Below are 23780 nucleotides of genomic sequence, written 5' to 3' on the forward strand. Positions count from 1 at the left end.
TTTGCCAATAGCATGGCAATGTTTTGCCAAAGGCATGGCAAAGTATTGGCAAAGCACTCTGTTGAATCGGAGTTCGCCTACTTTGTGTGAAATTCATTGCAACTATAAAAGAAGCATTAATATCGATATATAATGAACGTAATAGAAACAAACAATCTGACCAAGCGCTTCGGAACCTTTACGGCTGTCGATCATATCAGCTTCGAGGTAGGCCAGGGGGAGATCTTCGGTTTCCTAGGAGCCAATGGAGCCGGGAAGACAACAGCCATGCGTATGCTGTGCGGACTGTCCACCCCGACTTCCGGTGAAGCCCGTGTCGCAGGTTTCGATGTATATAAGGAGACCGAACAGATCAAACGGCATATCGGCTATATGAGTCAGAAGTTTTCCCTCTATGGCGATCTGAAAGTGTGGGAGAATATCCGTCTGTTTGGCGGTATTTACGGTCTGCCGGAGAAAAAGCTAGCCGCCAAGACGGACGAACTGCTTGCGGTATTGAATCTGGAAGCCGAACGGAATACGCTTGTCGATGCCTTACCTTTGGGTTGGAAACAGAAGTTGGCCTTCTCCGTCGCTATTATTCACGAACCCCGTATCGTGTTCCTGGATGAACCTACGGGAGGAGTCGACCCGGTAACCCGCCGTCAGTTCTGGGAGTTGATCTATCAGGCGGCTGAACGGCATATCACTGTGTTTGTGACCACCCATTATATGGATGAGGCTGAATATTGCAACCGTGTCTCCATTATGGTGGATGGAAAGATCGAGGCTCTCGACAGTCCGGCTGCACTGAAAGCCGCTTTCAAAGCCGATAATATGAACGAAGTCTTTCATGCCCTGGCACGAAAGGCCAAACGAGGTGAATAGTATGAAACAGTTTCTATCTTTTATACGTAAAGAGTTTTATCATATCTTCCGTGACAAACGGACTATGATGATCCTGCTGGCGATGCCTATTATCCTGATCATCCTGTTCGGCTATGCGATCACCACGGAAATAAAAAGCGTTCCTATCGCCATATTCGATCAGAGTCGGGATGAAGTGAGCAGGAAGATTACCGAGCATTTGGGTGCAAGTGAGTATTTTAACCTGTATAAGATGATCGGTAGCGAAGAAGAAGCCCAATCCCTGTTTAAGCAAGGCAAAGTGAAGTTGGTAGTTATTTTCCCCGTTCAGTATGCGTCGACTCCGGACGCATCCGTTCAGTTACTGGCAGATGCGACCGATCCGAATGAGGCAACACAGCTGACATCTTATGCAACCGCTGTTATCGCTTCAGCCAAAGCCGAAATACAAGGCAAATTATTGCAACCCTCAGACGGTAGCGGATTGTCTCAGGCCGGGATTGTCCCGGTAGTTCATCTCCTGTATAACCCGATGATGAAAGGAGCCTATAACTTCGTGCCCGGTGTGATGGGATTGATCCTGATCCTGATCTGTGCCCTGATGACTTCGGTCGGTATCGTAAAGGAAAAAGAGATGGGGACAATGGAAATATTACTGGTTTCTCCCATGAAACCAATTTACATAATTTTAGCTAAAGCAGCCCCTTATCTATTGCTCAGTATTGTGAATATCGCAACCATTCTTTGTTTGTCTTACTTCCTATTGAAAGTGCCGATAGCGGGCAGTCTGACGCTGTTGTTTTCCATCTCCATCCTGTATGCATTGGTTTCTCTTTGTCTCGGACTATTGATCTCCACGATAGTCGACACGCAACAGGCTGCTATGCTGATCAGTGCTATGGTATTAATGCTTCCTGTGATCCTGCTTAGCGGTATGATGTTCCCGATAGAAAATATGCCCGATATCCTGCAATGGCTCTCGAATATCGTACCTGCTAAATGGTATATCATCGCCGTAAAGGATGTGATGATAAAAGGACTTGGAGCCGGTGCGATTATGAAAGAGATCGGTATCCTCTTGCTGATGGCCGTTTTGCTGGTAATACTTAGTGTAAAGCGTTTTAAGACCCGTTTATGATAGAAAGTTATGAGAACATTACGATATTTACTTGAAAAGGAATTCAAACAGATCAAACGTGACCGGTTCTTACCCCGGATCATCTTCCTGGTTCCGTTGATGCAGCTGATTATCCTGCCTTTTGCGGCAAACTTTGAGATGCGTAATATCAATCTGGGAGTGATAGACAATGACCATACGGTCTTATCCACCCAGCTGACGGAGAAAATACTTTCGTCCGGCTATTTCCGTCTGACGAATGTCTCTTTCAGTTACGACCAGGCAATCGGCTCCATAGAGAGCAACGAGGCTGACGTTTTGCTGGAAATACCCGTCAACTTAGAAAAGGATCTGGGACGTGAAGGGCAGGCCGAAGTATTGGTTGCCGCCAACGCCGTAAACGGTACGAAAGGAGGGATGGGAAGCTCTTACCTATCCCAGATCATTCAGGACTTTAACCAGGAGAAAGGTTTTACTTCCGGTTCGGCTTTCAGTGGCGGTATTCGCTCCACGAATCTGTTTAACCCGCATCTGAATTATAAGAACTATATGGTTCCCGGTATCATGGTTTTTCTGCTTACGATTATCGGAGGTTTTCTTTCAGCGCTGAATATCGTCAGTGAAAAGGAAAAAGGGACTATCGAACAGATAAATGTAACCCCTGTCCCTAAAACCTTGTTCCTGCTCTCTAAATTGATACCTTTCTGGATTATCGGCTTTATACTGCTGACTATCGGTGCGCTTGTGGCTTGGATAATATATGGTTTGGTGCCGATAGGGAATATGGGGATTATTTACTTGTTTGCTGCTGTTTATCTGATCGCTTTTACCGGTTTTGGGTTGGCTATCTCGTCAATATCATCCACCCAGCAACAAGCTATGTTTACTGCTTTCTTTTTTTTGATTATCTTTGCACTGCTAAGCGGGCTTTTTACACCGATCAGCAGTATGCCGCAATGGGCGCAGAATATAACCTTGTTCAACCCGGTCCGTTATTTTGTGGAAACAATGCGTATGGTTTACCTGAAAGGAAGTACATTTTCAGACCTGAGCGGACATTTTATTATAGTTTGTCTTTTTGCTGTTTTATTTAATGTGCTGGCGGTTGTCAGTTACAGGAAAAAATAAACCTGACAGGTTTGAAAATAAAACTTTGACCTTTTATATGCTTTACAGCATACTTAACCAAATTTTACACAGATCATGGCTGTTTTTAACGCGACTCTTTTATATTTGATTCAAATCTGAAACAATATTTCAAATATGGAAAGCGTTATTCCAAATATGGAAAAAGGAGAAGAGAATTATAAGGTGCCTAATCTTGAAAAGGGGATTGCGGTGCTTGAATATCTTTCGCTCCGCCCACAGGGTGAGACGCTGCAGGATATTAAGAGTAAGTTGGATATCTCACAAACAACTGCTTATCGTATTTTGAATACATTGGTTCGTTTGGATTATCTTAACTATAATGAGGATACGAAGCGCTATAAGTTGTCGAGAAAATTGCTAACTTTGGGCTTCAGATCGTTGAATGAACACAATTTACTGGAAACAGTTTTGCCTCGTTTGCGTGAGTTGCGCGATAAAGTGGGGGAGACTGCCTGTTTTGGTGTACTAGGAAATGAAAAGGGTATTTTTATCGAGCAGGCACAGGGACATCATACGTTCCGCTTCGTCCTGTCGCCGGGGAAACCTTTTGAACTGCACTGCTCAGCACCGGGAAAAGCTATCATGGCCTATCTGCCGAATACGGTTCGTGACCGTTATTTGTCGTATATGACTTTTGCAAAGTATAATTCCCGAACAATAACTACACGTGAAGCCTATTTGGAGGAACTGGAAAAAGTTCGCAAGGTTGGTTATGCTATGGATAATGAAGAAGAGCTAAACGGAGTGATTTGTGTAGGCGCTCCCATTTTTAACTATACAGGTTATCCTTGTGGGGCTATTTGGATATCCGGTCCTAAAGACCGGTTGACTAATGAGATATTTCGTTCGACGGTCGCTAATATTAAGGAGGTAGTACAATCTATCTCTGCTGAGTTAGGATATAGTAAGAACATAAAAAAATAACATACCATGAACACACGGAAATACATGTTTAAAAGCTCATTGGTGGCTTGTTTTGTCAGCTGTTGCATCTCCTTTGCTTCAGCTGACAACCCACCATTTTTCACCACAGACATCAAGCTGAATGATAAGGGAGAAATGCTTCTGACGGAAAAAGGCTTGAAGCGGGTGGATATTTTCTCTGCCGATGGTAAACAATTGTTGCGCTCTTATCCTATGGACGAAACACCGACAGGTATCCTTGTCGATGGAGATAAGGCTTATGTAACAACTTTTGAAAATACGGGAAAGTTGCAGATATTGCTGTTGGAATCGGGTAGGATAGAAGCTGCTATACCGACAGGTTCGGGAGCCTGCCATCCGATGTTCGGACCGGATAAGAAGACTGTTTATGTTTGCAATCAGTTCGATAACAGCGTATCGGAGATCGATCCGGTCAATCATAAAGTGCTGCGTACGGTGAAAGTACTTCGTGAACCGAAGTCGGCTGTATTCAGTAAAGATGGTAAATACATGTATGTTACTAACTTTCTTCCGGCACAGCGGGCTGACTTGGATTACGTTGCAGCTTGTGTTTCCGTTATCGAGATGGACGGTTTCACCAAGATTAAAGATATTAAACTGGCTAACGGTAGTAATGCATTGCGTGGTATCTGTATCACTCCGGATGGTAAGTACATCTATGTTTCCCATAACTTGGGACGTTTTACCGTACCGACTTCACAGTTACAGCAGGGTTGGATGAATACCAGTGCTTTCAGTGTGATCGATACCGACAAGCAAGAGTTTGTGGGCGCCGTGGTTGTAGACGAACCGGAAAGGGGAGCTGCAGGAATCTGGAGTATTGATTGTAATGAAGAGTCTATCTTTATTTCCCATTCGGGAACCCATGAGATAAGTGTGATCGATCATCCTGCATTACGCGAAAAGTTTGAGAACTATCCAAATAAAGCGATGTTGGATTATGACCTGAACTTCCTCTATGGTATCCGCGAACGTGTTCCTTTGCAGGGTAACGGTCCCCGTACTATGGCGCTGACAGCCGATAAGCTGATCCTTCCGACCTATTTTGCGGACGTACTGAACGTAGTAAATATCAATACCCATGAGGTAACAGCTACCGAACTGAATCCGGGGCGTACGGAGTCTGACATCAATAAAGGAGAGAAATATTTCAACGATGCCTCTCATTGTTTCCAGAACTGGCAGAGTTGTAACGGTTGCCACCCGGGAGACGCCCGTACGGACGGTATGAACTGGGACTTGATGAACGACGGTGTGGGTAACTCCAAGAACTGTAAAAGTTTGTTGTTTAGCCATGTTACACCTCCCAATATGATTTCCGGTATCCGTGCCCATGCGGAGATTGCCGTACGTGCAGGATATAATTTCATTCAATTTTTTGATATTACGGAAGAAGATGCAGTGTGTGTGGATGAATATCTGAAATCGCTGCGTCCGGTACCCAGTCCTTATCTGGTGAATGGAGAATTGTCCGACAAGGCAAAAGACGGACGTAAGGTGTTTGACAAACTTGGTTGCGGCGACTGCCATAGCGGTCCTTATTATACGGATATGAAATATCATCGCATCGGCGAAGATATAGAATTTGAAAAGGGATGGGACACTCCGACATTGCGAGAAGTATGGCGTACGGCTCCATATCTTTTCGACGGACGTGCCGCCACAATGGAAGAAGTGTTCGAAGTGCATAAGCACGGTATCGACAAGAAAGTTTCCAAAAAAGATATTGAGGCCTTAACTGAATATGTAAACTCACTCTAATAGGAGGAATCGATGAATTATTGCGATAAGATAGAATACAACATTTACACTACTGAAAAAGCGGAATTTGGAGAAATGGTTGATAAGCTGCTTGCCCAGCTTCCGCAGGACAAACAAATATTTAGGCTGGCCTTTTTCGGTATGCCGAGTGATAACGAACAGTATGTTTCACGCCGTATATTGCTACGTGAGAAGGTTCGTAAGTATTATGGGAATCATGAGCCGGTATTGAGCTATGTGTCTCAACCGCCGTTGAACGGGGGACTGATTCTTGAAGCCCATACGTATACTCCCGATGCGGGAGATCATATTACGTATAAACATATCGGAACATTTCCGTATGTTGTGCTGGAAAATGGCAGCGGCCGTTTTCTGTTTGCTGGAGGTTTTCATGGCGACGTTATAAATTTTGGTATCGAGGTACAATCGAAGGAAGTATTCCGATTAGTGTCCGATTTGATGAGGAGAGAGGGTTTCCCGATCAACAGCATCATCCGTCAGTGGAATTATATCGAACAGATCACTAAATTCGATGGTGATGACCAGCATTACCAGATTTTTAATAACTCCCGTAGTGAGTACTATGCCAAGACGACCTGGGAGAATGGGTATCCTGCCGCAACGGGTATCGGTGCCAACCTGGGTGGTGTATTGGTTGATCTGGATGCTGCCGTGTTCTCGAACCCGGATTGTTTCGCAACTCCGATCGATAATAAGTTGCAGATTGCCGCACATGCTTACTCGGAAGGAGTGTTGGAAGCGGCTAACAGTAAGAAGACAACTCCGAAGTTTGAACGTGCAAAGAGCATGACTTTCGGTGACCGCGAGTTGATCTATATCTCCGGGACGGCTGCCATCCGCGGTGAAGAAAGCCTGATCGGAGTAGGGTTGGAGCGTCAACTTCATATCACGATGGAGAATATAGCCGAACTGATCGGTGAGGCAAAATTGAAAATGCTCCGGGTGTATCTGAAAGACAAGTCATTCTATGAGGAAGCGGAAAGACTGTTGAATGATTATAAGTTGAATATCCCCATCTCCTATATGTGGGCAGATGTTTGCAGGGATGAATTATTGATAGAGATTGAAGGGATTGCAGTGTTATGATAACCTCTGCCGGATCATGTTGACCGTTTGGCGAAAGAAAGCAAATATTACTAACATAAATTAAAAGCGAAATGAAAAAAGGATTAAGTGTTAAAACAATGGCTGTAGGACTTTTATTAAGTTCTATGGTTGCATGTACTGGCAACAAAACAAGTGACGCTACTTGTTGCAACGGAGAGGGCGGATGCACTGAACAATGCAAATGCGATAAAAATTCTAATTGTAAAACTAATAAAGAAATGACTTATTCTAAAAAGTACACAAACGCCGATTTCTATAAAGACGGCAAGTTCGATCAGGAAGTTGCTTTAAAAGCAATGAAAGACATGTTTGAATTCTATGGTGTTCCTTTCACCGACTTGATGGCTAAAGACATCTGGGTAACAGACTTCGGTTTGGGCGACTTTGAAAATGTAGGTATGGGTGGTATCTTCTGGATCAACGATGCAGAACACGGATACTTCGCTCACGCTATCTATCTGCTTCCGGGTCAGATGATCCCGGAACACGCTCACGTAAAAACTAAATTCCCGGCTAAACATGAATCATGGATGGTTGAAAAGGGATGGGTTTACAACTTCTCAGAAGTTGGTGATGAAACTCCTAACGCTCCTGCTATTCCTGCCGGCCACGGACCGATTAAGAGCAAGAATTTCGTTGTTCAGAAGGTTGGTGATGTATTGCGTTTGAAAGAACTTGAAACATTCCACTTCATGATGGCTGGTCCGGAAGGCGCTATCGTTGACGAATGGGCATGCTATCACGACAATGACGGTCTGCGTTTTACAAACCCGAAGGCTGCTCTGTAATCCAATTGTAGTTGTTAACACCTTATTATTAAAGATACATGAATAAATATTTTTTATTAGTATCACTCTTTTTATCCTCCTCCCTTTTTGCTTCGGCTGCCCCGAAGCCAAAAAAGGTGGATACTTGGATTGATGCCTCCATCAAAGCCAAGACGGAACTGCGCAACGAGCTTCAGAAGGCCAATATGCCTGTCATTTCCACCTGGAAGAAGCATAAGGAAAAAGCAGAACCGTTTGCGGTTGATTTGAAAGGCGTGGATAAGCTGGTGCTTATTACTGCCGGTGGTCCGGACGGTTCTGATTACGACCAGGCTGTTTGGGGTAATGCCCGCTTGATTGCTGCCGACGGCTCTTCCGTATGGCTGGATGAAGTTCCTTTCGAATATGGTGTGGCTGGTTGGGCCAAACCAAAAATGAATGTGAATGCTTACGACCATGAGATCTTTATTGCCGGTAAAGAATACAAACATGGTGTATTTTGTCATGCAAATGGTACATTGGTTTATCCGGTGAAAGGAAAATATGTCCGCTTTGAAGCTGAAGTCGGTATCGACGATACTTCTTCCGGTGGTAGCGTATATTTCCAGGCATTGAACGTAGTGCCTAAGTTCGTTGGCGACGAATTGATCGCTAAATATCCCGGACAGATCGGTATGTTAGGTGCAATGATGGACGGACTGGATACTTGGTTAATCACTCCCGATGCTTCTGTCGAGAAACAGGCGGTAGAATCATTGATCACCAAATTGAAAGACGGTTCATATTATAAAAGTGTTATCCAGCAGATCGCTTCCGAAAAGGATGTAAACACACAGATCCGTAAATATCTGGAGTTGTTTGAAAAGATTCAGGATGTTTATGCCGTTCAGAACGACCTCGAATGGTTGAACGTAGAAGCAATAAAACTTGCTTTTGCGGATATGAAAAAGCAGAAAGGTTTTGATGCTGCCAAATACGAACCGATGCTGAACGAGTTGGTACAACTCGAACAGAAAGGTTTCAGCGGTATTTATAAAGGCGACGAACAAGCATTGGCAAATGCCCGCAAGGCTTTGGGTAACAAAAAGGCTATCCTTTTGGGTAACCCGTTATTGGATGCAGATAAGATCGTAGCCGTTCGTTATAAGTTAGGTTCTACTGCCCGTCAGGCAATGGCACCGGATCTGGGAACACAAGCTAATAACTGGAGTAACCAGGAATCTGCACGCCGTAGCGGTTTCAATGCTGAGATCGTCGAGTTGAGCGATCTGCGTGGCAACATGCAGATGAAGAGTATCTTCCGCCCTTCAGTAGAAGATGCCTCTATCGCCGACCTGAGAATGCACTGGGATGCAGACCGTGTAATGTTTACGACATTGATGCCGGACAAACGTTGGAATGTATTCGAAGTGAAACTGGACGGAACCGGCTGCAAGCAGTTGGTTGAAAACGAAGAACCGGATCTGGAATTCTATGACGGTACATACTTGCCTGACGGACGTATTATCGCCAACTCTAACATCGGTTACCAGGGTGTACCTTGTGTTAGCGGTGATGACCCTGTCGGCAACATGGTTCTTTATACTCCGAAGGATAAGAATCTGCGCCGTTTGACATTCGACCAGGATGCCAACTGGAATCCGGTTGTAATGAACAACGGACGTGTAATGTATACTCGTTGGGAGTACACCGACCTGACTCACTACTATTCTCGTATAGTAATGCACATGAACCCGGACGGAACAGAAAACAAAGCTCTTTATGGTAGCGGCGCTATGTTCCCGAACAGTACATTCGATATTCAGCCGTTACCCGGACAAGGATCTGCATTTGTAGGTATCATTTCCGGTCACCACGGTATTGCCCGTTCAGGACGTCTGATCGTATTCGATCCGAGCAAGGGACGTAAGAGCGTTGACGGTATGGTACAGGAAATCCCTCACCGTAACCGTCCTATCCAGGAGCTGATCAAGGACGAACTGGTAAACGGTGTATGGCCGCAGTTCGTTAAACCGACAGCTTTGAGCGATAAATACTTCCTGGTTGCCGCTAAATTGGATCCGCAGTCATTGTGGGGACTTTATCTGGTGGACGTTTATGACAACGTTACTTGTTTGATGCAGGCAGAAGGTGAAGGTTATATCAGCCCGATCCTGGTGAAGGAAACAAAAACTCCTCCGGCAATTCCTGACCGTGTTAAGTTGGATCAGAAAGAGGCTACTGTATTCATTCAGGATATTTATGAAGGTGAAGGTTTGCGTGGTATTCCTCGCGGAACAGTAAAAGAACTTCGTCTGCATGCTTACGAATATGCTTATGTGAAAACTCGTTCAGACCATAACTGGCATGGTATCCAGAGTGGTTGGGATATCAAACGTATCCTGGGTACTGTTCCTGTTGAAGAAGACGGTTCGGTTATCTTCAAGGTGCCGGCTAACACTCCGATCTCTATCCAGCCTATCGATAAGGATGGTGTAGCTATCCAGTGGATGCGTAGCTGGTTTACAGGTCAGCCGGGTGAAGTAGTATCTTGTATCGGTTGTCACGAAGACCAGAACCAGATACCTATTCCTAAACGTGTGATCGCTTCTCAGAAAGCAGCTACTCCGTTGAAGGCTCCTGAAGGTGGTGTTCGTTCATTCACTTTCGATTTGGAAGTTCAGCCAATCCTCGATCGTGCTTGTATCGCTTGTCACAACGGTGAAGGTAAAGCATTCGACCTGCGTGGCGGTAAGAAAGATAGACTGGGTTATGGTACATCATATCTGAACATTCATCCGTATGTACACCGTCAGGGTGGTGAAGGTGATATGGTTGTTCTTCAGCCGTACGAATATCATCCTAACACAAGCGAACTGGTTCGTATTCTGAAGAAGGGTCACCACAACGTGAAGCTGACAGATGAAGAATGGTTGAAACTGTACAACTGGATCGACTATAACGCTCCTGATAAAGGTTACTTCGATGCTAATATATTGGGTAAAGAAATCATTCCTTACCAGGGATTCGATCAGATCCAGCGTCGTAAAGAACTGACCGACAAATATGCTAACGGCATGGGTGTAGACTGGAAGAAAGAAATCGCCGACTACGCCGACTATCTGAAAGCTCAGGGTCCGATCACTCCGGTAATGCCTGAAAAGGCTGCTCCTGTAAAGGAAAAGACAGTGAAGGCTAAAGGTTGGCCGTTCGACAAGGCTGCTATCAAGGAAATGCTTGCAAAAGAAACGAGCAACCGTAAAGAGGTTGAAATCGCTCCGGGTGTAAAGATTAATTTCGTTCGTATCCCTGCTGGTGAATTCGTAATGGGTAGCTATCGTGGCGAATCGGATGCTTATCCTACTGCCAAGGTGAAGATCGGTAAAGCATTCTGGATGGGTGAAATGGAAGTAACGAACGAACAGTTCAACGTTATCTATCCGGATCACGACAGCCGTTTCGTTGATCAGTTGTGGAAAGACCACGTGGTACAGGGTTATCCGGCTAACGATCCGAAACAACCGGTTATCCGTGTAAACTACAACGATGCTATGGAATATTGTAAGCAACTGAGCGAAAAAACCGGCTTGAACATTACGCTTCCTACTGAAGCACAATGGGAATGGGCTTGCCGCGCAGGTAGCGACAATGATTTCTGGTATGGCGACATGAATACAGACTTTGGTAAATTCGAGAACCTGGCCGACAAGACTACTTTACTGTTCGCAGTAAGTGGAGTAGACCCGAAACCGATGTCACCTAACTCTTATTGGTATAAGTATTATACTTACCTGCCTAAAGAAGAAGGTGTAGACGACGGTCAGTTGATCCAGACAGGTGACAAGGTTTACCAGGCTAACCCGTTCGGTTTGTATAACATGCACGGTAACGTTTCAGAATGGACTCGTTCGGATTATGTTCCTTATCCTTATAATGAAAAGGCTAAGGTCACTTCAGACCATAAAGTGGTTCGTGGTGGTTCATATATCGAACGTCCGAAGTTCTCTACTTCTTATGCACGTAAGGCGTACTATCCGTATCAGCGTGTATTTAACGTAGGCTTCCGTGTAATAATCGAAGACTAATCAAGAAGATATGTCCTAGACATAGATAAAATCTATTAGGTGGCCCCGGAATAGCCGGGGTCACTTAATTGAAAATTCTTATCTTTGGCGACATAACTTAATAAAACAACAAATGAAAGCAACTCTCGAAAGAATACTCTCTTCCTTTGTAACGACAATCGTTCTGTTACTCCTTTATGGTTTTGGTCTGGCAATCGCTACTTTTATCGAAAAGTACCACGGAACGCCGGCTGCCAAAGCAATGGTTTATTATTCCCCGTTATTCTTCCTGTTGCAATTCCTTTTAGTGGTTAATTTTATAGCCGTTCTTATCAAATATCAATATATCAAACAACGCAGATGGGGACTGTTGATTGTTCATACCTCCTTTATTATCATCCTTCTGGGCGCCCTTACCTCTTTCCAGTTTGGCGAAGAAGGCATCCTTCATCTCCGCGAAGGAGAAGCTACGGATCAGATAGCAGTCCGCTCGGGCGATCTGACCACTTTCCATACCTTACCGTTCACTGTTGAACTTGAGAAATTTACTTTAACCCGTTATCCCGGCTCTTCGAGTCCGTCTTCTTATGAAAGTGAAGTTTTGGTTCATGTAGACGGTATGACACGCCGCGAACGGATATTCATGAATAATATTTTAGATGTAAAAGGTTACCGCTTCTTCCAGGCTTCTTATGACCCGGATGAACATGGAACCATCCTTTCCGTCAACCGTGATGTGGCAGGACGGAATATAACGTATACCGGTTATCTTTTGTTGGTGATCGGATTGGTTATTTCCCTTGTAGGGAAGAACACCCGCTTTATGAAACTGAGCCGTCGTATGAAAGAGTTACGTTCGGCAACGAAGTCATCGGTGGTCGTGGTGTTATTGGCTTTATCGGCAGTGTCCGCACAGGCAAAAGGGGAGGCTTCTCCCATGCTGGACGCCGTACAGAAATATATGGTTACTCCGGAACATGCCGCTAAGTTCGGTTCGTTGCCCGTACAGTCGCGTAGCGGCCGTATGATGCCGGTCAATACATTCTCTTCGGAGATCCTTCGCAAATTGCATAAAGCGGATAAGATAGGTAATATGAATTCCGACCAGTTCCTGTTGAGTATGCTGGCCATGCCGGACATGTGGATGCGTGTTCCGTTTATTACCCTTTCCAATAAGGAGCTGGCTAATTACTATGACTTGACGGACGGTGAATGTGCTTACCTTCAGGTGTTCGACAGTAATGGAAACTATAAGTTACAGGAAAAGCTGGAAGAGGCTTACAACAAGATGCCGGCCGAACGCAACCGTTTCGATAAAGACCTGTTAAAACTTGACGAACAGATCAATATCTTCCACCAGTTGATCAATCATCAGATGTTGAACCTTTTCCCCAAGGAAGACGATCCTAATCATACATGGTTTGCTCCGGGTGATGATCTCTCGTCTTTTTCAGGCAAAGATTCTTTGTTCGTATCCCGTATCCTCGACTGGTACCTGGCCGAAGTGCAGGATGCTTTGCAAACCGGCGACTGGAAGAAGTCGGATGAAGTAGTCGATATGATCGCTACCTACCAGCAGGCTAAAAACAAAACACTGGATATCTCTCCGAAAAAGATAGAGGCGGAACTGAAGTATAATAAGATGGATATATTCCGCTACTGTAAGATCGGTTACCTGATCTTGGGCGGACTGATGCTGGTACTCTCGTTCGTTATGCTGTTTAAGCAGCAGAAATGGATGACGGCCGGTATCTGGGTACTTGGGATAGGTGTGTTGACCGTATTCTTTTTTCATATGTACGGTATGGGGATGCGCTGGTATATCGCCGGTTATGCACCGTGGAGCAACTCGTACGAGACCATGGTCTATGTAGCCTGGGCTACCGTACTCGCCGGTCTATTGTTTGTTAAACGTAGCACGGTGACATTTGCGTTGGCCACCCTGTTCGGCGGTATTATCCTGTTTGTATCGGGGCTTAACTGGATGGACCCGGAGATCAACCCGTTGGTTCCGGTATTGAAATCGCCCTGGCTCATGTTCCATGTGGCGGTGATCGTAGCGGCTTATGGCTTCTTCGGTATCAGTTGCCTGATCGGACTGACAAACCTGGTGATGACAAGCATTGCAGGAAAGAAGAACACAGACCTGTTGAAAGCCCGTGTGAAAGAATTGACTATCGTCAACGAGATGTCGCTACTGGTCGGACTAACCTTGATGACGGTCGGTACATTCCTCGGAGCAGTCTGGGCAAACGAATCATGGGGACGTTACTGGGGATGGGATCCGAAAGAAACCTGGGCACTTATCACGATGGTTGTTTACGCGGTCGTTACGCATCTTCACCTGGTGAAACGCTGGTATAGCGACTGGTTGTTCAACCTCTGCTCGGTAGTGGCTTTCTCTTCGGTCCTGATGACTTTCTTCGGTGTGAATTATTTCCTGAGCGGTATGCACTCGTACGGACAGAATGATAATGTACACGGTATCTTTACTTATCTGTATATAGCCGGAGCGGTTGTGATTGTGCTCGGTGTGCTGTCGCGTATCGGATATAACAGGACAAAGGATAAAGAATAAAATAGAATTAATTAAATAGTAGTTTAACATTAAATTTTAGTGATCATGAGAACATTTAATCATGTAGGTATCATTACCAACGAAAACAAAGAAGGTGCTATGTTCAACGAAGGTTTGAACGTATGGTTGACGGATTACAGCAAGAGCCCTAACAAAATCGAATTCCTGAAATTTGATGATCCGGCTAAGAGTTGTTTACCTGATCTGGTAAAGACAAATGGTCACCTGGCTTATACTGTTCCTTCACTGGACGAAGCTCTGAAAGGAACTAAAGTGATCTTTGGCCCGGCTGTATGCGACGAACATCTGACTATTGCTTTCATCGAAGAAGAAGGCATTGCTATCGAATTAATGGAAATCAAATAATATAAACCTAACAAAACAAGGAGGAAAAACACCATGGCAGAAATTAAAACTAAATTCATAAATGATCCCGAACAAGTAACTCAGGAATTACTGGAAGGTTATGTACTGGCTTATCCCGAACAAGTTAAGCTGGCTGCTGAAAACATTGTTGTACGTGCCAATCCGAAAGGAGACGACAAAGTAGCTATCGTTACTTTAGGAGGTTCTGGTCATGAACCCGCACTGAGCGGTTTCGTAGGCGACGGTATGCTGGATTGCTCCGTAGTAGGAGATATCTTCGCAGCTCCGGGTGCACAGCGTCTGTTCCAGGCTTTGCAGTTGATGAAACGTGAAGCCGGTATCCTGTTGGTTGTATTGAACCACTCGGGTGACGTGATGAGCGCAAACATGGCTTGCCAGCTGGCAGAACGTGTTGGTATCAAGGTAAAACAGATACTGACTCACGATGACATCAGTGCCGGTATCGGTGCTCCGACTAACGACCGTCGCGGTCTGGCCGGTTGCGTGCCTTTGTTCAAGATCCTGGGTGCTGCTGCCGACGAAGGCAAGTCACTGGACGAACTGATCGAGATCGGTGAACGTTACAATGCTAAAGCGGCTACTTTAGCTGTGGCTATGCGTTCTTGTACACATCCGCAGAACAATGCAACTATTACCGATCTGCCTGACGGTATCATGGAAATCGGTATGGGACAGCATGGTGAAGGTGGTGGCGGCCAGAAACCGTTGGTATCTGCCGATGCCACTGCAGCTGAAATGGTAGATTTATTGTGTCAGCAACTGCAACCGAAAGCCGGCGATAAGATGATGCTTATCATCAACGGCGTAGGTGCAACTACCCACATGGAATTGAATATCATCTTCCGCAAAGCTTACAAAGAACTGGAAGCCCGTGGTATGGAAGTTGTATTCGGCCGTATCCAGGAAATCCTGACTGTACAGGAACAAGCCGGTTTCCAGATGATCATGGGTATTCTGGATGCAGATCATATTGACTATTTAAAGAACAAGAGTGCAAACGCACCTTATTGGACAACTATCGGTAAATAAATAAAGAACATGAAACAATTGACAATCGAGGGCTTCCGTGCTATGCTGAATAACGCCTTAAAGCATATCAAAGCCCGTGAAGACGAATTCTCTAAACTGGATGCGGTAATTGGTGACGGTGATCACGGACAAGCTATCGTAACAGCTTTCTCCGTAGTCGTTAAGGCTTCGGAAAAAGGTACGGAATTCAAATCTATGCTGAATGATATGGGATTTGGTGTGATGCTTGAAACAAGCGGATCGACAAGTACTTTGTTAGGCGCATTTTTCCTGGGTATGAGCGACAACGCTGCCGGAACCGAACTGGATGCGGCGGCTGTTAAGAAGATGTTCGCCGGAGGTCTTGCAAACGTGCAGAAACAGACACAGGCTAAGAAGGGTGATAAAACCATGATGGACGCCCTGATCCCGGCTATCGAAGCTATCGAAGCATCTTCATCCGACGATATCAAAGAAATTATGTCGGCTGGTGCTGAAGCAGCCCTGCGCGGTGCGGAACAAACCGTAAACATGAAAGCAAACTTCGGACGTGCCCGCAACTACGGCGAACGTTCTATCGGTTATGCCGATAGCGGTGCTACTTCCTGGAGCTGTATGTTCGCTTCTTTCGCAGAAGCATTATAATTGAGTAATTAACTTTTTAATTTAGAAAATAGAAAAATGGCAGATTTAGACGATTTGAGAGAAGGCAGTAACTTTGGGTTAGGTGTTGACTCTCAAAAACAAAGTTTCCATGTAAAGGGTGCTGAGAACCTTCCCTGGGGTATGAAAGATCGTTTGTCGCGTATCTTCAACCCGAAAACGGGCAAAGCTGTTATGTTGGCTTTCGACCATGGTTTCATTATGGGGCCGACTTCCGGTCTGGAACGTATCGACCTGAATATCGTACCGCTGGTAGAATACGCTGATTGTATCATGTGTACACGCGGTATTCTTCAGTCTACTATCCCGACAACAACAAATAAACCGATCTGTTTGCGTTCGGATGCCGGTACATCTATCCTGACAGAACTGAACGATAACGTAGTGATCGATATCGAAGATGCTATCCGCATGAACGTTTCAGCTATGGCTGTGATGTTGGCTATCGGTGACGAAGCACACGAAGCGAAAACGATCGCCAACCTGTTTGCTGCCGTAGATAAAGGTACCCGTTATGGTATCCCTGTAATGGGTGTGACAGCCGTTGGTAAACAAATGGCTCGCGATGCCCGCTACTTTGGTCTGGCTTCACGTATTTGTGCTGAAAACGGTGCGAACATCGTGAAGACTTACTATTGCGACGGTTTCGAAAAGGTAGTTGCTGCTTGTCCGGTTCCTGTGGTTATCGCAGGCGGTAAGAAGTTGCCCGAACTGGATGCATTGGATCTGTGTTACAAAGCAATCAACGACGGTGCTGCCGGTGTCGATATGGGACGCAATGTATTCCAGTCTGAAAATCCGGTTGCTATGATCCAGGCTGTTCACGCAGTGGTTCACCAGGGTTTGACTCCTCAGCAAGGATTTGAGTTGTTCCAGGATTTATCAAAATAATCAAACTATAAACACCGAAGGGGCGGGGCTCTGCTCTGCCCCTCGTTGTATCTGAACATAACATAATACACATTGAATTACCATGAAAAAAATATTCGCTTTACTGTGCTCCGCTTTTTTTGTGTTTGCAGCAACATCCTGTCAGCAAAAGGCCCAGAAATTATTACTGGCCGGCTCGGGTTGGAATAAGATCGTTATTATCGACAAGAATACAAAGCAGATCGAATGGGAACATCCCATACAAAAAGGTTGGGAGTGTAACTCGGCTGTAGCTACTCCGGACGGTAACATTCTGTTTGCCTATAAAAAAGGAGCTAAACTGATCACCCGCGATCAAAAAGAATTATGGAACATTCCGGCTCCGGATACTTGCGAAATGCAGACTGCCCGTTTGTTGCCCGATGGTAACTATCTGTTGGCGTGGTGCGGACATCCGGCTAAAATCATGGAAGTAAGCCCGAAGGGCGATATCCTTTCGGAAACGGTATATGAAACAGGTATCGAGAACCCACATGCCCAATTCCGCCAGGTGAATAAGAACAAGGCAGGTAACTACCTGATGCCTCTTTTCGCAACCTCTGAAGTTCGTGAAATCTCTCCGGCCGGCGAACTGGTTAAAACAACTACGCTGGAAGGTACTCCGTATAGCACTGTATTATTGAACAACGGTAACTACATGGTAGCTTGTGGCGACGGACATTCTTTGATGGAAGTAAATCTGGACAAAGGTGAAGTGGTTCGAAAGATCGGTGCAACCGATATCGACGGCGTTTCCCTGTTCTTCGTTGCCCAGTTGCTGCCTACGTCCAACAACGGTCTGTATATCTGCAACTGGCAGGGACATGATCCGAGTGCAAAGGAATCGAACAATCCTCAATTAATGGAAATCGACGGTAACAATAAGGTTGTCTGGAGTCTGAATGACAATGATACATTCGGCATGATTTCTTCAGTTAGCACGATCGATTAACAAGTTGACAATTAACAAGTGACAGTAAGTCTCTTATATTGGCAGTTGGCTATTGATAAGTAACAGTTTGTTTCATGAAAATGAATCTATTCGGCAGAAAGCCGAAATAACTGTCAACTGTCACTTGTCAACTGTCAACTATTTATATATCTTTGCTAAACGTTAAACCTAATAACAAAATTCAATATCATGAAATTGCAACCTATCGACATTTTCATCATTGCACTCTATCTGGTGGCGATGATCGTCATCGGTCTTGTACTGAAGAAAAAGGCGTCGAAAAACATGGACTCCTACTTTTTAGGAGGAAAAACTTTACCTTTTTATATGTTAGGCTTGTCTAACGCATCCGGCCAGTTCGATATCTCGGGCACTATGTGGATGGTTACACTAGCCTTTATTTATGGAGTAAAAAGTGCTTGGGTGCCCTGGCTGTGGCCCGTATTTAACCAAATCTTCCTGATGGTTTACCTTTCTGTCTGGCTGAGAAGGTCGAATGTTCTGACGGGAGCCGAATGGATACAGACACGCTTCGGAAAGAACCGGGGCTCCAATTTGTCGCATACAATTGTTGTTATCTACGCCCTGATCGGTGTATTGGGCTTCCTGAGTTATGGCTTTATCGGTGTAGGTAAGTTTATGGAGATATTCTTCCCCTGGGATTTCGTTTCCCAGTATGTCCCATTCGATATTCCGGCCGAATATGTGCCGCATGCTTATGGTATATTCTTTACTGCTATTGCTACTATTTATGTAATGTTGGGCGGTATGTTGAGTATTGTGTGGACGGATGTCGTACAGTTTGCTATAATGACGGTGGCCGGTATAACGATTGCTGTGATTGCAATGATGAAAGTAAGTCCGGAAACGATCGCCTCTATTGTGCCTGCCGGTTGGGATAGCCTGATGCCCGGATGGACGCTCGATATGAAGTGGACGGATATATTTAGTGATGCCAATGAAAAGATCATGAACGACCAGTACGGTTTGTTCGGTATCTTTATCATGATGATGCTCTTTAAAGGCGTATTCAACAGTATGGCAGGGCCTGCTCCCAACTACGATATGCAGAAGATCCTTTCCTGCCGTAACGGTAAGGAAGCTGCTCTGATGAGCGGTTCCGTTCCTGTAATCCTCCTGATCCCGCGGTATATGATGATCATGGGATTTACAATCCTGGCACTGGCTTTCTTTAAAGACCTCGATCTGACAACGAAGACGGGAGCTATCGACTTTGAGTTGATTCTGCCGAATGCCATTAACGAGTTTGTGCCTGTCGGGGTATGTGGTTTGCTGCTTGCCGGGTTGCTCGCTGCGTTTATGTCGACGTTTGCTTCTACGGCTAATGCGGCTCCGGCTTATATAGTGAATGATATTTATAAGAAATATATTAATCCGAATGCCAGCAATAAGACGATGATCCGTGCCAGCTATATAGTGACGGTGGCGGTTGTTGTTGTCAGTGTGGTGATCGGGTTCTTCGTAGAGAGTGTAAACTCTGTCCTGCAATGGATCACTTCGGCTCTGTACGGCGGATACATTGCTGCCAACTTATTGAAATGGCATTGGTGGCGTTTCAACGGGAACGGTTATTTCTGGGGAATGATTACCGGTATCCTGGCTGCTATGGTATGCCCGTTTATCTTCGACAGTTATACGATGGTGGACGGACACTTCGTAGAAAGAGTGGGAGAGTATGCCAACAATGCACCGATGTTGCCTTTGTTCTACTTCCCTGTGTTGCTGGTGGTATCGCTGATCGGTTGTATCGTGGGAACTTACTCGGCTCCTCCGGTGGATGACGAAACATTGGAACGTTTCTATATCACCGTACGCCCCTGGGGGTACTGGAAACCGGTTTACAATAAGGTCGTAGCTAAATATCCGCAGGTAAAAGCCAATAAGAACTTCAAACGCGATATGTTCAATGTCGCAGTCGGTATCATCTGGCAGATGTGTCTGACTATCATCCCGATGTATATCGTGATTCGCGAAGGAATGCCGCTGCTTACCAGTGTCCTGATCCTGGCTATTACTACCCTGGTATTGAAGAAGAACTGGTATGACAAGATGAGCAAGGACGAAGTGGAATATAATGCGTTGATGAAAGAGTTGAATCTGGATGAAAAGAAGTAATTTTGCATTGTCAATTATAAAATAAATCAACAAGAAATGGATAAACTGAAAATTGTAGGCGAACCGCTGCCTGATATGCCTTGGGAAGATCGCCCGGCTGATTGTAAGGATGTGATCTGGAGATATTCGCAGAACCCTGTAATTCCGCGCGATATTCTTCCCACGTCCAACAGTGTATTCAATAGCGCTGTCGTTCCGTTCAAGGGAGGTTATGCCGGTGTGTTCCGTTGCGACGATACCAACCGTCGTATGCGTCTGCATGTCGGTTTTAGTGCGGATGCTATCCACTGGAGTATCTCTGAGACAAAGCTCGAATTCGAGTGCGACGACAAAGAGATAGGAGAGTTCGTATACGCATACGACCCGCGTGTCTGCTTCATCGAAGATCGTTATTATGTTACCTGGTGTAACGGGTATCACGGTCCGACGATCGGTGTGGCTTATACATTCGATTTCGAAACATTCCACCAGCTGGAAAATGCGTATCTTCCTTTCAACCGTAACGGTGTGATGTTCCCTCGTAAGATCAACGGTAACTTTGCCATGTTGAGCCGTCCGAGCGACAACGGTCATACTCCGTTCGGTGATATCTTCTACAGCGAATCGCCTGATATGTGTTTCTGGGGAAAGCATCGTCATGTAATGGCTCCGGCAGCGTTCGAAGATAGCGCCTGGCAGTGTATGAAGATCGGTGCAGGTCCTATTCCTATCGAGACATCGGAGGGTTGGCTGTTGATCTATCATGGTGTATTGCGTTCCTGCAACGGTTATGTATATAGCTTCGGTTCCGCACTGTTGGATCTGGATGAACCCTGGAAGGTGAAATTCCGTTCGGGCCCATACCTGTTGTCTCCCCAGAAAGATTATGAATGCATGGGGGATGTTCCTAACGTGGTATTCCCATGCGCCGCTTTGCATGATCCGGAGTCAGACCGTATCGCTATCTATTACGGATGTGCAGATACCGTAACTGGGCTCGCCTTCGGTCGTATCAGTGAAATCATTGAATTTACAAAGAAGACATCAATTGTATAATTTGTATCAATATAACTGATATAAAATAGCTTTTTAAATAAGGACATCCAGGGTCAAAACGTGTTTGCTTTGACTTTGGATGTTATTTTTTACCCCAAAAAGTATCAAAAGTATCAAAAGTATCAAAAATATCATCCCCCTTTTTGATAATGCTTATTTTGTATGCCCGGAATTGTTGGTGTTTAATATTGTGTATATCAGGATGATATGTTGATTACGGTTCTATTATTTATCATGGTCTATAATCCTAGCTGACCTTGCTACGGACACGAACGCTGGTTTAGTGTAGGGAGGGAATGGATAGGCACTGAAGGATTCCCCGATGCCTATCCGTTTGTTCTTCGGTAGGCATCCGTCTAAAGATGTCCGCAGCTTAATGGAAAATAAACTTTTTATTCCGGTTTACTGATTGATTAATGGTTGTAAACAGTTTGTATTTCAATAGATTGTGTTTGTTGTTGTGAAAAGGTCTATATTAGGAATGGGGGTGATATTTTTGATACTTTTGATACTTTTTTGTCTGGAAGATAACCTTGTTGCGTAATGTACCAAAACAAAAAAACCTCAGAAAATAAATTTCTGAGGTTCTCTGTGGGCAGTGATGGATTCGAACCACCGAAGTCGAAAGACAGCTGAGTTACAGTCAGCCCCATTTGGCCACTCTGGTAACTGCCCAATACAAAACTTTCGTTTTTTGTAGGAAAATCTCTCTTTTCCTTTGAGCCTCTTGTCGGATTCGAACCAACGACCCCGAGATTACAAATCACGTGCTCTGGCCAACTGAGCTAAAGAGGCATTCGGTATTTCTGTTTTGCGAGTGCAAAGGTAGTGATTATTTTAAACCGTGCAATAGTAGTGGCCGTTTTTTTTTCTGTATTTTTTTCTTGTTTCGTTTCAAAAACAATCTATCTGTCTGATTTGTAGTTGAAAAGGAATAAAGGGAGTACTGTGCGGAAATGATACCCGGAAATAAAAAACTCCCGATAGCCGCCCCGTTTACCGGGTTTGCGCTATCAGGAGTTTATTCAAATTGCGTATGATTACTTTTCTTCTTTCTTCAAAAGCACTTCATCGATGGCTTTTTTGAAATCAGCCTTGCTCATGGCCCCTCTTGCCATCTGCGGCTGTTCGCCCATCGGGCAGAACAGGAGGGAAGGTATGCTCCGGATACCGAAAGCGGCGGCCAGTTCTTCTTCCTTCTCCGTATCTACCTTGTAGATATCGATTTGTCCGGCATATTCGTCGGCCAGTTCTTCCAGGATAGGAGCGATCGTTTTGCATGGACCACACCAGGTTGCGAAGAAGTCTACGATACAAGGTTTGTCACCTTCGTATACCCATTTGTCGGGGCTCGCTTCGTAGTTGGCTACTTTACTTAAGAATTCCTGTTTTGTTAACTCGTTAATTTTCATATTTATAACTCCTCGTTATTTTAGTTATTATTGTGCTTCTAATTACATAACAAAGTTACAACCCTTTATTCCTGTAACAATTGGCTGTTTTTCCTTAATAATTGACATTATATCCTTTGCCGCAAAGAATAAAAAAAACCGTTCGGAGAAGCATGCTCCGGACGGCCTTATTTAGTTTAAACTACACTACTATTAATTAATACCTTTTGCCAACGGCATCCCAATCGATGATCTTCCATAAGGCAGTCAGGTGATCGGGACGGCGGTTCTGGTAATCCAGATAGTAAGCATGTTCCCATACGTCGAATCCCAGAATCGGAGTCAGACCCTTGGCAACAGGGTTGCTGCCGTTAGCTTCTTTGGTAATTGAAAGTTTGCCGTCTTTATCTTTTGCCAGCCAAACCCAGCCTGAACCGAACAAACCGGCACCTGCCGTGTTGAATTCTTTCTGGAAGTTTTCAAACGAACCCCAGGTCTTGTCAATAGCTTCTGCTAATTTGCCTGACGGTTTGCCGCCTCCTTTGGGTGAGAACTGTGTGAAATACAAGTTATGATTGAGGATCTGTCCTGCATTGTTGAATATGGCACCGTCCGATTCTGCTACGATCTGTTCCAACGGAGCGTTTTCAAACTTGGTTCCCGGGATCAGGTTGTTCAAGTTGTTGACATAAGCCTGAAGGTGTTTTCCGTGATGGAACTCTATAGTTGCTTTACTTATAACCGGTTCCAGCGCATTGGCTGCATAGGGTAATTGAATTAATTCGAATTTCATAATTTCTTCTTTTTTATTTGTTGTTTGACTATGATTACTGTTATTTGTGACCAATAATAATAAACTAAGACATAATGTAAGCATGACCAATATGTTTTATGTTGTTTCTATTAATCTAACATTAACAGTTCAATATTTGTTCACCCGGAGAGCCCTCATTTGTTATAACTTT

The 23780-nt window shown here is 44.8% G+C and carries 18 protein-coding genes and 2 tRNA genes; 16 read left to right on the forward strand and 4 right to left on the reverse strand.

What is annotated here, in order from left to right; translation table 11 throughout:
• Nucleotides 1–132 precede the first annotated feature (132 nt).
• The 16 genes from M1P97_RS02745 (at nucleotide 133) to M1P97_RS02820 (ending at nucleotide 21424) form a co-directional block, all read left to right on the forward strand.
• Entirely contained in the window at nucleotides 133–867 is a 735-nt protein-coding gene (locus M1P97_RS02745) for an ABC transporter ATP-binding protein (protein ID WP_249388325.1), read from the forward strand.
• Between the two features lies 1 nt (nucleotide 868).
• On the forward strand, nucleotides 869–1984 hold the full coding sequence (locus M1P97_RS02750) for an ABC transporter permease (protein ID WP_249388326.1): 1116 nt from the start codon (nucleotides 869–871) through the stop codon (nucleotides 1982–1984).
• Nucleotides 1985–1993: 9 nt separating this feature from the next.
• Nucleotides 1994–3091, forward strand: a complete 1098-nt coding sequence (locus M1P97_RS02755; RefSeq protein WP_249388327.1) for an ABC transporter permease — start codon at nucleotides 1994–1996, stop codon at nucleotides 3089–3091.
• A 135-nt stretch (nucleotides 3092–3226) separates the two neighbouring features.
• Nucleotides 3227–4036, forward strand: coding sequence for an IclR family transcriptional regulator (locus tag M1P97_RS02760; RefSeq protein ID WP_195374301.1), 810 nt, complete (start codon nucleotides 3227–3229; stop codon nucleotides 4034–4036).
• A 6-nt stretch (nucleotides 4037–4042) separates the two neighbouring features.
• Nucleotides 4043–5818, forward strand: coding sequence for a YncE family protein (locus M1P97_RS02765; protein WP_195374300.1), 1776 nt, complete (start codon nucleotides 4043–4045; stop codon nucleotides 5816–5818).
• A 12-nt stretch (nucleotides 5819–5830) separates the two neighbouring features.
• Nucleotides 5831–6925 (forward strand): chorismate transformation enzyme, FkbO/Hyg5 family, encoded by a 1095-nt coding sequence (locus M1P97_RS02770; RefSeq protein ID WP_195374299.1) that lies wholly within the window; start codon nucleotides 5831–5833, stop codon nucleotides 6923–6925.
• 71 nt (nucleotides 6926–6996) lie between these two features.
• Nucleotides 6997–7734 (forward strand): cupin domain-containing protein, encoded by a 738-nt coding sequence (locus tag M1P97_RS02775; RefSeq protein ID WP_195374298.1) that lies wholly within the window; start codon nucleotides 6997–6999, stop codon nucleotides 7732–7734.
• A gap of 38 nt (nucleotides 7735–7772) precedes the next feature.
• Entirely contained in the window at nucleotides 7773–11777 is a 4005-nt protein-coding gene (locus M1P97_RS02780; protein WP_249388328.1) for an SUMF1/EgtB/PvdO family nonheme iron enzyme, read from the forward strand.
• 112 nt (nucleotides 11778–11889) lie between these two features.
• Nucleotides 11890–14334, forward strand: coding sequence for a cytochrome c biogenesis protein CcsA (ccsA, locus tag M1P97_RS02785; RefSeq protein WP_195374296.1), 2445 nt, complete (start codon nucleotides 11890–11892; stop codon nucleotides 14332–14334).
• A 45-nt stretch (nucleotides 14335–14379) separates the two neighbouring features.
• Nucleotides 14380–14700 (forward strand): VOC family protein, encoded by a 321-nt coding sequence (locus tag M1P97_RS02790; protein ID WP_129733104.1) that lies wholly within the window; start codon nucleotides 14380–14382, stop codon nucleotides 14698–14700.
• Between the two features lie 33 nt (nucleotides 14701–14733).
• Nucleotides 14734–15750 carry a dihydroxyacetone kinase subunit DhaK gene (locus tag M1P97_RS02795; protein WP_195374295.1) on the forward strand — a complete coding sequence of 339 codons (1017 nt, stop codon included), beginning with the start codon at nucleotides 14734–14736 and terminating at the stop codon, nucleotides 15748–15750.
• Between the two features lie 9 nt (nucleotides 15751–15759).
• A complete protein-coding gene (locus M1P97_RS02800) occupies nucleotides 15760–16374 on the forward strand; it encodes a DAK2 domain-containing protein (RefSeq protein WP_195374294.1) in 615 nt (204 codons plus the stop codon).
• Nucleotides 16375–16410: 36 nt separating this feature from the next.
• Nucleotides 16411–17283, forward strand: a complete 873-nt coding sequence (gene lsrF / locus M1P97_RS02805) for a 3-hydroxy-5-phosphonooxypentane-2,4-dione thiolase (RefSeq protein WP_195374293.1) — start codon at nucleotides 16411–16413, stop codon at nucleotides 17281–17283.
• Nucleotides 17284–17365: 82 nt separating this feature from the next.
• Nucleotides 17366–18253: a beta-propeller domain-containing protein gene (locus M1P97_RS02810; protein WP_195374292.1), complete on the forward strand. Its 888-nt coding sequence runs from the start codon at nucleotides 17366–17368 to the stop codon at nucleotides 18251–18253.
• Nucleotides 18254–18442: 189 nt separating this feature from the next.
• Entirely contained in the window at nucleotides 18443–20389 is a 1947-nt protein-coding gene (locus tag M1P97_RS02815) for a sodium:solute symporter family protein (protein ID WP_195374291.1), read from the forward strand.
• A 36-nt stretch (nucleotides 20390–20425) separates the two neighbouring features.
• Nucleotides 20426–21424, forward strand: a complete 999-nt coding sequence (locus tag M1P97_RS02820) for a glycoside hydrolase family 130 protein (protein ID WP_249388329.1) — start codon at nucleotides 20426–20428, stop codon at nucleotides 21422–21424.
• Nucleotides 21425–22016: 592 nt separating this feature from the next.
• On the opposite strand, the gene M1P97_RS02825 is transcribed toward M1P97_RS02820, so the two are convergent.
• The 4 genes from M1P97_RS02825 to M1P97_RS02840 all read right to left on the reverse strand — a co-directional run bounded on the left by M1P97_RS02825 (nucleotide 22017) and on the right by M1P97_RS02840 (nucleotide 23692).
• Nucleotides 22017–22099, reverse strand: a tRNA-Tyr gene (locus M1P97_RS02825).
• 46 nt (nucleotides 22100–22145) lie between these two features.
• Nucleotides 22146–22219 (reverse strand) — tRNA-Thr (locus tag M1P97_RS02830).
• 245 nt (nucleotides 22220–22464) lie between these two features.
• Nucleotides 22465–22836, reverse strand: a complete 372-nt coding sequence (gene trxA / locus M1P97_RS02835) for a thioredoxin (RefSeq protein WP_075557913.1) — start codon at nucleotides 22834–22836, stop codon at nucleotides 22465–22467.
• A gap of 196 nt (nucleotides 22837–23032) precedes the next feature.
• On the reverse strand, nucleotides 23033–23692 hold the full coding sequence (locus M1P97_RS02840) for a superoxide dismutase (protein ID WP_075557912.1): 660 nt from the start codon (nucleotides 23690–23692) through the stop codon (nucleotides 23033–23035).
• Between the last annotated feature and the right edge of the window lie 88 nt (nucleotides 23693–23780).

The sequence above is a fragment of the Parabacteroides leei genome (assembly GCF_023369805.1).
GTDB lineage: Bacteria > Bacteroidota > Bacteroidia > Bacteroidales > Tannerellaceae > Parabacteroides > Parabacteroides leei.